Consider the following 10,146-nt stretch of genomic DNA (forward strand, 5'->3'; position numbering starts at 1 on the left):
AGGTAATCCTCCGGCGTTCAGGTCGACCGTCAGGACGGCCTATTGCCAGAACGGCCTATTGATCGTCGTCGAAGCCGCGCTTGCGCGGTTCGTAGTCGCGCTCGCGGCGCGGCTTGTCCGGAGCGCCGCCGCCGAAACGACGGGCCGGCTTGCCGAAATCGCCGCCTTCGGCCGGAGGAGCAGGAGGAGCGCTGGAGAAATCGGCACGGCGATCCCGCATCGGACCACCATCGCCACCGGGGGCTGCGCCACGGTAACCACCGCCGCCCTCACGACCGCCGCCACCATAGCCGCCGCCACTGGCACCGCCGGGACCGCCACCACCGTAGCCGCCGCCACCGCCGCCGCGATAACCACCGCCGCCGCCGCCTTCACGGCCGCCGCCACCACCGTAGCCGCCACCACCGCCGCCACCACCGTAGCCGCCACCGCCGCCACCACCATAGGGCGGGCGCGGGCCGCGCGGACGGAAGCCGCCGCCATCGCGGCCGCCACCACCACCGCCGCCGCCATATCCACCACCGCCGCCGCCACCACCACCGGGCTGACGCTCGACGGCTTCACGGACCGCGATCGAGCGGCCATCCAGCAACGCGCCGTTCATGGCCTGCATGGCCGAGGCGCCTTGGTCATCGGTTTCCATCTCGAGGAACGCGAAGCCGCGGCTGCGGCCGGTCTCGCGATCCACGATCACTTTCGAAGAGGTAACGGTGCCGAACTGAGAGAAGGCTTCAGACAGACGCTCAGACGTGACCGAATAGGGCAGGTTGCCCACAAACAATTTGCGACTCATTCAAGGCTCTGGGCTAGAGGAAGGATCGAGCGGAGTCCGGCGCGCGCTTGCTGGACGGATGCGTCCAAGCGTTTCGATGACCTTTGACAGATGACCAAGTAGCTCACGGGAAGACGTTGACCGGTATCGCGCTCCGCGACTGTGTGCCGAGACTCATGATGATGCTCGTCGGCGAGTGTCGCAATGCAGCACTTATGCGCTGATTCAAGCGTTGAGTCCACCGCGTCGCGGGGTTGAGGCGCAACGAAGCAAGGCACACAATCGACAGGAATTCGGGAGGGATTGGATAGTGATCGTCGACCATCGAACCTACGAGCTGCAGCCCGGCCGCCTGCGCGATTTCCTCGCGCTCTACGAAAAGGAGGGCTTGCCGGTCCAGCTCAAGCATCTCGGCAACCTCGTCGGCTACTACACGACCGAGGTCGGCAACGTGAACGAGATCGTTCACATGTGGGGCTATACGGATCTTGCCGACCGCACGAAGCGTCGCGCCGCGATGGCCGCCGATCCCGCGTGGCAGGCTTATTTGCAGAAGAGCCGAGAATATATGAAGACGATGAATAACAAGATATTGGTGCCCACCACCTTCTCACCCACGAAGTAAGGGAAAGATCTCCAACATGGCTTCCGCACACCCGCGCCGCAGCGGCGCGCAGGTTCTGATCGACCAGCTGCGTATCCACGGCACCGACACGATCTTCGGCGTGCCCGGCGAGAGCTACCTGGCCGCCCTCGACGCGCTTTACGCGCAACGCAATTCCATTCGCTACGTGATCTGCCGCCAGGAAGGTGGCGCCTCCTACATGGCCGAGGCCTACGGCAAGCTGACCGGCAAGCCGGGCGTCTGTTTCGTCACGCGCGGGCCCGGCGCCACCAATGCCAGCGTGGGAATGCATACCGGCTTCCAGGATTCGACGCCCATGATCCTGCTGGTCGGCCAGGTCGCGCGCGAACAGGCCGAGCGCGAGGCGTTCCAGGAAATCGACTATCGCCGCATGTACGGCCAGATGGCCAAGTGGGTGACCCAGATCGAGGACGCAAGGCGCATCCCCGAGATCGTGAGCCAGGCTTTCCATCGCGCGATGAACGGCCGGCCGGGCCCCGTCGTCATCGCCCTGCCCGAGGACATGCTGGTCGACGAGGTCGAGGTGGCCGATGCCGGCCCTTACAAGGTCGCGCGCGGCGCGCCCGCACCGGAGGACATGGCGTCGTTCCGCGACCTGCTTGCCGCGGCGAAGCAGCCGCTGGTCATCCTGGGCGGCGGCGGCTGGGACGCGAAGGCCTGCGATGACATCCGGGCGTTCGTCGAAGCCAACCACCTGCCGGTGACGACGGCCTTCCGCAACCAGGACCTGATCGACAATCGCCACGACAACTTCGTCGGCGATCTCGGCCTCGGCGTGAACCCGCCGCTCGGCAAGCGCATCAAGGAGAGCGACCTCATCATTGCGATCGGTCCGCGTCTCGGCGAGGCCACCACCGGCGGCTACACCATGTTCGACGTGCCCGTGCCGGCGCAGAAGATGGTGCATGTGCATGCCGGCGCCGAGGAGCTGGGCCGCGTCTACCAGGCCACACTCCCGATCAACTCGGGCATGGCACAGTTCGCGGCGGCCGCGAAGGCGATGAAGCCGGTCGATGCCTCCGCCTGGAAGGCGGGCGTCGCTGCGGCGCGCGCCGACTACCTGAAGAACATCGAGCCGACGCCGCAGCCCGGCTCCGCCAACCTCGCGGAGATCGTGGGCTGGCTGAACAAGCGCCTGCCCGAGGACGTCATCGTCACCAACGGCGCAGGCAACTATGCCGGCTTCGTCCACCGCTTCTTCCAGTATCGCGGCTTCCGCACCCAGCTCGCGCCGACCAACGGTTCGATGGGCTACGGCGTGCCGTCGGCGGTGGCGGCCAAGGTCGCCGCGCCCGGCCGCACCGTCGTGTCGTTCAGCGGCGACGGCTGCTTCCTGATGAACGGGCAGGAGTTCGCGACCGCCGTCCAGCACGGCGCGAACGTGGTGTTCATCGTGGTCGACAACGGGATGTACGGCACGATCCGCATGCATCAGGAGCGTGAGTATCCGACGCGCGTCCACGGGACCGAGCTGAAGAACCCCGACTTCGCGGCCTATGCCCGCGCCTTTGGCGGTCATGGCGAGACGGTCGAGCGCACTGCGGACTTCGAGGCGGCGTTCGAGCGCGCCCTGGCGGCCGGCAAGCCCTCGATCATCCATGTGAAGACGGATGCCGAGGCGATCACCTCGCGCATCACCATGAGCAAGCTCCGCGAGCAGGCGCTGGCGAAGCAGAAGCACTAGACGCAAGCAAGGCAAGGGGCCGGACGCAAGCCCGCCTATCGGGCTTGCGTCCGGCCATCGCCGCCCTTATAGAGGCGGTCCGTGGAGATTTGAGCCGACCGGCTTGCGACCACGTTAAACATCGCTAAAAGGTCGGAGGTGCTCGCAAAGCCCCCGTCCTTCCAGGTCGGGGGCTTTTCGTTTGCGCTGCCGGAAAGGGCGCGCGGCGAGACAGGAGAGTGTGATGGACGGTTCGATTCCCGTGAAGAAGGCGCAGGCCGACGTTTCGAAGTGGCGCACCCAGACCCGCGCGGTGCGCGGCGGCCAGATCCGCAGCAATTTCGACGAGACGTCCGAAGCGCTGTTCCTGACCTCGGGTTATGCCTATTCGAGCGCCGAGGAGGCCGAGGCCACCTTCAAGGGCGAGAGCAACCACTACCAGTATTCGCGCTTCGGCAATCCGACCGTCACCATGTTCGAGAACCGGCTGGCCGCACTTGAAGGCGCCGAGGCCTGCCGCGCCACCTCGACCGGCATGTCGGCGGTGTTCTTCGCGCTGCTGGCGCTGCTCAAGTCGGGCGACCGCATCGTCGCCGCGCGCCAGCTCTTCGGCTCCTGCCACTACATCGTGGCCGACCTGCTGCCGAAGTATGGCATCCAGAGTGTGCTGGTCGACGGCGGCGATCTCGCACAGTGGGAGAAGGCGCTCGCCAAGCCGACGCAGGCCGTGCTGTTCGAATCGCCCTCCAACCCGATGCTCGACATCGTCGACGTGAAGGCGGTGTGCGACCTCGCGCACAAGGCCGGCGCCAAGGTCGTGCTCGACAACGCCTTCGCCACGCCGATCCTGCAGCGGCCGCTCGAATTCGGCGCCGACGTCGTGGTCCACTCCGCCACCAAGTACATCGACGGCCAGGGCCGCACCCTGGGCGGCGCCGTGCTGGGCTCGAAGGAGTTCATCATCGACAAGCTGCAGCCGATCATCCGCAACACCGGACCCTCGCTCAGCCCGTTCAACGCCTGGGTGCTGGTAAAGGGCCTCGAGACGCTGGGTCTGCGCGTCGAGCGCCACTGCGCCAACGCCCGACGCGTTGCCGATGCGCTGGCCGCCCATCCGGCGATCGGCCGCGTGCTCTATCCCGGCCGCCCCGACCATCCGCAGCATGCGCTGGCCGCCAAGCAGATGTCCGACTTCGGCGGCGTGGTGACGTTCGACGTCAAGGCGGGCAAGCCGGCCGCGTTCGCGGCGCTGAACCGCCTGCAGCTCGTCGACATCTCGAACAATCTCGGCGACGCCAAGAGCCTGGTCACGCATCCGGCGACCACGACGCACATGCGCATCGGCGCCGAGGAGCGCGCGAAGCTCGGCATCACCGACGGCACGGTCCGCATCTCTGTCGGTCTCGAGGATGTCGAGGACATCGTCGCCGACCTGGTGCAGGCACTGGGCGGCTGACGCCGGCCGTCGGGAGGGGGATATGGCGCTTTCGGCCGACCTGTGGGCGGCGAATGCCGACCTGGCCTCGCGCATCCTGTCGCACGGTTTCGTGCGCGGGCTGCGGGACGGCTCGCTGCCGATCGAGTGCTTCAAGGGCTATGTCGCGCAGGACGCCTATTTCCTCGAAGCCTTCGCGCGCGCCTACGCCTTCTGCCTCGCCAATTCCCGGTCGCGCGAGGACCTGTACGGGTTCGCCGGCCTGATCGCGGGCGTGCTGCAGGAACTAAAGCTGCACAAGGGCTACGCCGAACGCTGGCGGGTCGACCTCGACGGCGTCGCGCCCGTCGAGGCGACGCGCGCCTATGTCGACTTTCTCCTCGAGACGGCGCGGCGCGGCGATCTCGGCGAGACGATCGCGGCGATGACGCCGTGCATGCGGCTCTATGCGTTTCTCGGCCGTTCGCTGGCCGCCAACAGCGTGGCCAAGCTCTATTCGGAATGGGTGAAGACCTATGCCGATCCGGACTTCGAGGCGCTGGCCGCCCAACTCGAGACCCTTCTCGATCTCCATGCCGAAGACACCGAGGCCGTGCGCGCCAACTACCGCCGCGCCATGGAACTCGAACTCGGCTTCTTCGCCGCCCACGTCTAGGCGCCACTGAGAGTCTTCGTCTCTAAAGCGGCGCCAGTCTTTCCATCGAGCGGTCGAGGGCGCCGTGCAGGTCGGCGGTCAGCTTCGCGCCCATCGCCGTCCGCACTTCCTGTTCGGCCTCCGCCCACAGCGGCAGAGCGCGCTTGAACAGGGCGCGGCCGGCGAGCGTCGCGACCAGCTCATGCCGGCGCTTGTCGCCTGCTACCGCCCGTTCGAGCACACCGGAGGCCAGCAGCGGTCGCAGGTTGCGCGTCAGCGTGGTGCGATCGGTCGCGAGGAGTTCGGACAGTTGGGTGATGCTGACCGGGCCGCGCGAGATCACGTGGGCGAGAAGGGAGAACTGGGAGATGCGCAGGCCGGTCGGCGTCAGGTGCCGGCTGTAGATCTGCGTCACCCGCCGCGCCGCGCTGCGCACGCGAAAGCAGGTGCACTCGGCAGGCGACAGGCGAAGCGGAGGAGGAACGGAATTCATGGACCTGAGACTATCGCCGCTTCTTGTGTCGGCAAAGGCGCAATGTGTATATGCACTTAAAATCATGACGGAGAAGGGCATGGCTTCGGAAGCTGGATATGGCGTGGTGCCGATCGAGGAGGCACGCACCCTGGACGGGCTGGATCTGTTCAGGGGCCTGCTGGAGGGACGCTATCCGGCGCCGCCGATCACCAAGACCCTGGGGTTCAACCTCATCGAAGTCGACGCCGGCCGCGTCGTCTTCGGCTACACGCCGGTCTTCGACCATTACAATCCGCTGGGCTCGGTTCATGGCGGTGTCGCCGCCACCCTGCTCGATTCGGTGATGGGCTGCTGCATCCATACGATGCTGAAGGCCGGCAGCGGCTACACGACCGTCGAGATCAAGGTCAACTACGTCCGCGCCATGACCGACAGGACGGGGCCGGTCCGGGCCGAGGGCAAGGTCATCACCGTCGGCTCGCGCATCGCGACGTCCGAGGGCCGCCTGACCGACGCCGCCGGCAAGCTGCTCGCCCATGGCACGACCACCTGCCTGATCTTTCCGATTTGAGCTAGTGTGGCGGCATGCAGAATGCGGCCGCCGAACAAAGACTCCTGAAACTCTCCATCGCCGTCACCATAGGGGTGGCGTCGGTCGGCGTCGTGTTCGGTCTGCTGTCAGGGTCGATGTCGATCGTGTTCGACGGCGTCTTCTCGGCGATCGATGCCGCCATGTCCGGCCTCGCGCTGTTCGTTTCGCGCCTCGTCAGCCGCGTCGCCGAGAACCGCCGCTTCCAGTTCGGCTACTGGCACATCGAGCCGATGGTGCTGGCCTTCAACGGCGGCACGCTGATGCTGCTCTGCTTCTACGCCTTCCTGAATTCCATCGACAGCCTGCTGGCCGGTGGCCGGCAACTCAATTTCGATTGGGCCATGGCCTATGCCGCCGCCGTCGGCCTCGTGGCGTTCGGCATGTTCTTCTACGCACGGCACCGCAATCGGCAGATCGGGTCGGATTTCGTGCGCCTCGATGTACAGAGCTGGTTGATGTCGGCCGCCATCACCTCGGCGCTGCTGCTGGCGTTCGCGGTCGCGTGGGGCCTCGAGGGCACCCGCTACGCCCATCTCACGCCCTATGCCGACCCGCTCATCCTGGCTGTGCTGTCCCTCATCCTCGTCTTTGTGCCGATTCACACAGTGCGCCGGGCGCTGACCGAGATCCTGCTGATTACGCCGCCCGAACTCGACGCTCGGGTCCGGCAGGTTCTGGACGAGGTCGTCGCCCGGCACGGCTTCAAGACCTACACCAGCTACGTGGCGAAGGTCGGCCGCGCCCAGTTCATCGAGATCCATGTCGTCGTGCCGCCCGAGAGTCCGATCGACAGCGTGGGTGAGGCAGATGCCATCCGGCGCGAGATCGCGGAGGCGATCGGCGGCGAAAGCCCGCACCGCTGGCTCACGATCGACTTCACCGCCGATCCCAGGTGGCTGTAGACGGGTTTGACCTTTTGGCTGGAAACTCCCATGTCAGAGGCCGGAAGGAATTCACCCGAGCATGTACAAAGCCACCACCCGTGCCATCCAGGTGACCGTCGAGCCGCAATATCTGCCCGACCAGTCGGAGCCCGCGAAGTCGCAATACGTCTGGGCCTATACCGTGCGCATCGAGAACGGCGGTGATGTCGCGGTGCAGTTGCGCAGCCGGCACTGGAAGATCACCGACGGCCTCGGCCGGCTCCAGGAGGTCAAGGGTCCCGGTGTCGTGGGCAAGACGCCCTTGCTGCGCCCCGGCGAGGTGTTCGAGTACACTTCCGGAACACCACTTTCCACGCCATCCGGGATCATGGGCGGCACGTATCAGATGGTCGACGAGGCGGGCGAGAAGTTCGACATCGAGATTCCGACCTTTTCGCTCGACACGCCGACGGTGCAGCGCAGCCTGAATTAGGCCGCCCGGATCAAGGGGAGTAAGACGATGAACAAGATGGCGAAGCCGCGCGAGGTCGTTTCGCTCGCCACCGGCCAGTCCCGGCCTTCGCGCGAGGAGGCCGAGGCCGCCGTCCGCACGCTGATCCGCTGGGCCGGCGACGATCCCGGTCGCGAGGGTCTGGTCGGCACTCCCGACCGTGTCGTGCGCTCCTACGAGGAGTTCTTCGCGGGCTATGACCAAGATCCGCGCGACATGCTGCAGCGCACGTTCGAGGAGGTCGAGGGCTACGACGAGGTCGTGGCGCTGCGCGACATCCGGCTCGAATCGCACTGCGAGCATCACATGGTGCCGATCATCGGCAGGGTCCATGTCGGCTACCTGCCGGACAAGCGCGTGGTCGGCATCAGCAAGCTCGCCCGTGTGGTCGATGCCTATGCCCATCGCCTGCAGATCCAGGAGAAGCTGACGGCGCAGATCGCCAATACGCTGCAGGAAGTGCTCCAGCCGCGCGGCGTCGCCGTCGTCATCGAGGCGGCGCACCAGTGCATGACCACTAGAGGCGTGCACAAGTCCGACGTCACCATGGTGACCAGCCGCATGCTGGGGGCCTTCCGCGACAATGGCGAGACACGGCGCGAATTCCTGAGCATGATCGGGCGGACTTCTATTTGATACCTACCTCGTCCTGAGGAGCATGCCGCAGGCGTGCGTCTCGAAGGATGAGACACAACGGAGCTGTTGCCCACCCTTCGAGACGCCCCGCTTCGCGCGGCTCCTCAGGGTGAGGTCGGATAGAGCGGACAAGGGACATCATGGCCGGAGAGACCGTCAATTCCATCGAAATGCTGCGCAGGCTCGTGGCGTTCGATACCACCTCGCGCAATTCCAACCTCGCCCTGATCGAGTACGTGCAGGCCTATCTCAAGGGGCACGGCGTCGAGTCGCAGCTGGTGCCCAATGAGGACGGCTCGAAGGCCAATCTGTTCGCCACCGTCGGTCCCAACGTTCCGGGCGGTGTCGTCCTGTCGGGCCATACCGACGTGGTGCCGGTCGACGGCCAGCCCTGGGTCACCGATCCGTGGACGCTGACGCTGAAGGACGGCAAGTATTACGGCCGCGGCACCTGCGACATGAAGGCGTTCTATGCGATCGGCCTCGCCATGCTGCCGGAGTTCCTGAAGGCCCCGCTCAAGAAGCCGATCCACTTCGCGCTCTCCTACGACGAGGAAATCGGCTGCTTCGGCGCGCATTCGCTGGCCGCCCGCATGGCGAGCGAGGTGCCGAAGCCCCGGGTCATCATCATCGGCGAGCCGACCATGATGACCGTGGTGCATGCCCATAAGGGCAGCCAGAGCTACGTCACCAGGTTCACCGGCTTCGAGGCCCATTCCTCGATGACCCATCTCGGCGTCAGCGCCATCCATTTCGCCGGTGAGTTCATCCACTACCTCAATACGGTGCAGGAGGAGCTCGAGGCCGCGGCGCCCAAGGACAGCGAGTTCATGCCGGCCGCCGCGACCTTCAACGTCGGCACCATCATCGGCGGCACCGCGGGCAACATCCTGGCGCGCGAGTGCGAGGTCCTGTGGGGCTATCGCGAGCTGCCGACCCGGCCGATCGAGGAGCTGGGTGAGCGCGCCAAGAAGTGGCTGAAGGAAGAGCTGCTGCCCAAGATGAAGGCCAAGCATCCGGCGGCCGGCATCGAGACCGAGCTGCGCGCCTCGACTCCCGCCTTCTCGCCCGAGGGCAACGACGACGCCAAGACCCTGGCCGGCAGCTGGTCCGGCTCCAACACGGTCGGCGCCGTCGTCTACGCCACCGAGGCCGGCATCTTCCGCAAGGTGCTGGGCGTGCCGACGGTGGTCTGCGGCCCCGGCGACATCGCCCAGGCGCACCAGCCCAACGAATTCATCCTCGCTTCGCAGATCGACGCCGGCGAGGCCTTCATGAAGCGCATGCTGGAGTGGTCCTGCCGGGACTAGGTTTGCGGGCTTGAGAGAGGGCCGATGGCGAAGGTTCCTGGTTCCTGGGAGAAGGCAGAACACCTGACTGGCCCATGGGCAGGACCTTCGACGCAGCCGGCGCCGCGCATTGTTGACGATCCCGACAGCCTGACTCCGGACGAGCTGTCGATTGTGTCGACGGAGCAGTTCGATCGGGCCTTCGAAGAATACAGACAATGGGGCCCACGTGCGTCTGTTCCCATAGAGGAGCGTTGGCCAGCAGTAATTCCCGATGTCGATCCCTCGAAGTATGCGGCGCTAGAGGCCAAGTGCCACGAGATCACCCGGACCGTCGTTCGATGGGACGACGACGTGAAACGTGGGCGACTCCGCAATGAGGACGATGTCTTAAAGCGCATGGTCGCGATCAGGTATCCCTATCTGACGCCACGACATCAGATATCCGTCAGAACCTACGCCTCGTTCGCCAACAGGTGAGTGGTTGAAGTGCCCGACCTGATCGCCGTCGACTGGGGCACGAGCTCGCTGCGCGGCGCCCGCCTCGATGCGGTGGGTGGCGTTCTGGAGGAAAAGAGCGCGCCGCTCGGCATCCTCAATGTCCCGAAGGGCGGCTTTGCCGGCGTCTTC

13 protein-coding genes and 1 riboswitch are annotated in these 10,146 nt (G+C 66.0%); of the genes, 11 read left to right on the forward strand and 2 right to left on the reverse strand.

Features of this window, described 5'->3' with window-relative positions; genetic code table 11:
• Positions 1–55 precede the first annotated feature (55 nt).
• The gene (locus tag Q7V45_RS19770) at positions 56–793 is read right to left on the reverse strand and encodes an RNA-binding protein (RefSeq protein ID WP_304855202.1); all 738 of its coding nucleotides are present in this window, start codon (positions 791–793) and stop codon (positions 56–58) included.
• 289 nt (positions 794–1,082) lie between these two features.
• Between Q7V45_RS19770 and Q7V45_RS19775 the strand changes: the two genes are divergently transcribed.
• From Q7V45_RS19775 to Q7V45_RS19790, 4 genes are all read left to right on the forward strand, one after another.
• Complete coding sequence (locus tag Q7V45_RS19775; RefSeq protein WP_304855204.1) at positions 1,083–1,397, forward strand: NIPSNAP family protein; 315 nt, start codon at positions 1,083–1,085, stop codon at positions 1,395–1,397.
• 16 nt (positions 1,398–1,413) lie between these two features.
• Positions 1,414–3,102 (forward strand): thiamine pyrophosphate-binding protein, encoded by a 1,689-nt coding sequence (locus tag Q7V45_RS19780; RefSeq protein WP_304855205.1) that lies wholly within the window; start codon positions 1,414–1,416, stop codon positions 3,100–3,102.
• A 71-nt stretch (positions 3,103–3,173) separates the two neighbouring features.
• A riboswitch (SAM riboswitch) is annotated at positions 3,174–3,250 on the forward strand.
• Positions 3,251–3,325: 75 nt separating this feature from the next.
• Complete coding sequence (gene metZ, locus Q7V45_RS19785; protein WP_304855206.1) at positions 3,326–4,537, forward strand: O-succinylhomoserine sulfhydrylase; 1,212 nt, start codon at positions 3,326–3,328, stop codon at positions 4,535–4,537.
• 22 nt (positions 4,538–4,559) lie between these two features.
• Entirely contained in the window at positions 4,560–5,171 is a 612-nt protein-coding gene (locus Q7V45_RS19790; RefSeq protein WP_304855209.1) for a TenA family protein, read from the forward strand.
• 22 nt (positions 5,172–5,193) lie between these two features.
• On the opposite strand, the gene Q7V45_RS19795 is transcribed toward Q7V45_RS19790, so the two are convergent.
• Positions 5,194–5,643, reverse strand: coding sequence for a MarR family winged helix-turn-helix transcriptional regulator (locus tag Q7V45_RS19795; protein ID WP_304855211.1), 450 nt, complete (start codon positions 5,641–5,643; stop codon positions 5,194–5,196).
• 79 nt (positions 5,644–5,722) lie between these two features.
• Here Q7V45_RS19795 and Q7V45_RS19800 point away from each other — a divergent pair, with 79 nt between their 5' ends.
• From Q7V45_RS19800 to Q7V45_RS27065, 7 genes are all read left to right on the forward strand, one after another.
• Entirely contained in the window at positions 5,723–6,196 is a 474-nt protein-coding gene (locus tag Q7V45_RS19800) for a PaaI family thioesterase (RefSeq protein WP_304855212.1), read from the forward strand.
• 14 nt (positions 6,197–6,210) lie between these two features.
• On the forward strand, positions 6,211–7,119 hold the full coding sequence (locus Q7V45_RS19805) for a cation diffusion facilitator family transporter (protein ID WP_304855214.1): 909 nt from the start codon (positions 6,211–6,213) through the stop codon (positions 7,117–7,119).
• A gap of 61 nt (positions 7,120–7,180) precedes the next feature.
• Positions 7,181–7,573, forward strand: a complete 393-nt coding sequence (apaG, locus tag Q7V45_RS19810) for a Co2+/Mg2+ efflux protein ApaG (RefSeq protein ID WP_304855217.1) — start codon at positions 7,181–7,183, stop codon at positions 7,571–7,573.
• A gap of 27 nt (positions 7,574–7,600) precedes the next feature.
• A complete protein-coding gene (folE, locus tag Q7V45_RS19815) occupies positions 7,601–8,227 on the forward strand; it encodes a GTP cyclohydrolase I FolE (RefSeq protein WP_304855219.1) in 627 nt (208 codons plus the stop codon).
• Positions 8,228–8,367: 140 nt separating this feature from the next.
• A complete protein-coding gene (gene argE / locus Q7V45_RS19820; RefSeq protein ID WP_304855220.1) occupies positions 8,368–9,537 on the forward strand; it encodes an acetylornithine deacetylase in 1,170 nt (389 codons plus the stop codon).
• Positions 9,538–9,561: 24 nt separating this feature from the next.
• A complete protein-coding gene (locus Q7V45_RS19825; RefSeq protein ID WP_304855221.1) occupies positions 9,562–9,996 on the forward strand; it encodes a hypothetical protein in 435 nt (144 codons plus the stop codon).
• Between the two features lie 9 nt (positions 9,997–10,005).
• Positions 10,006–10,146 (forward strand): 2-dehydro-3-deoxygalactonokinase (locus Q7V45_RS27065; protein WP_370692632.1); only part of this gene is annotated, 141 nt, incomplete at its 3' end.

It is taken from the genome of Reyranella sp. (assembly GCF_030651995.1).
Lineage (GTDB): Bacteria > Pseudomonadota > Alphaproteobacteria > Reyranellales > Reyranellaceae > Reyranella.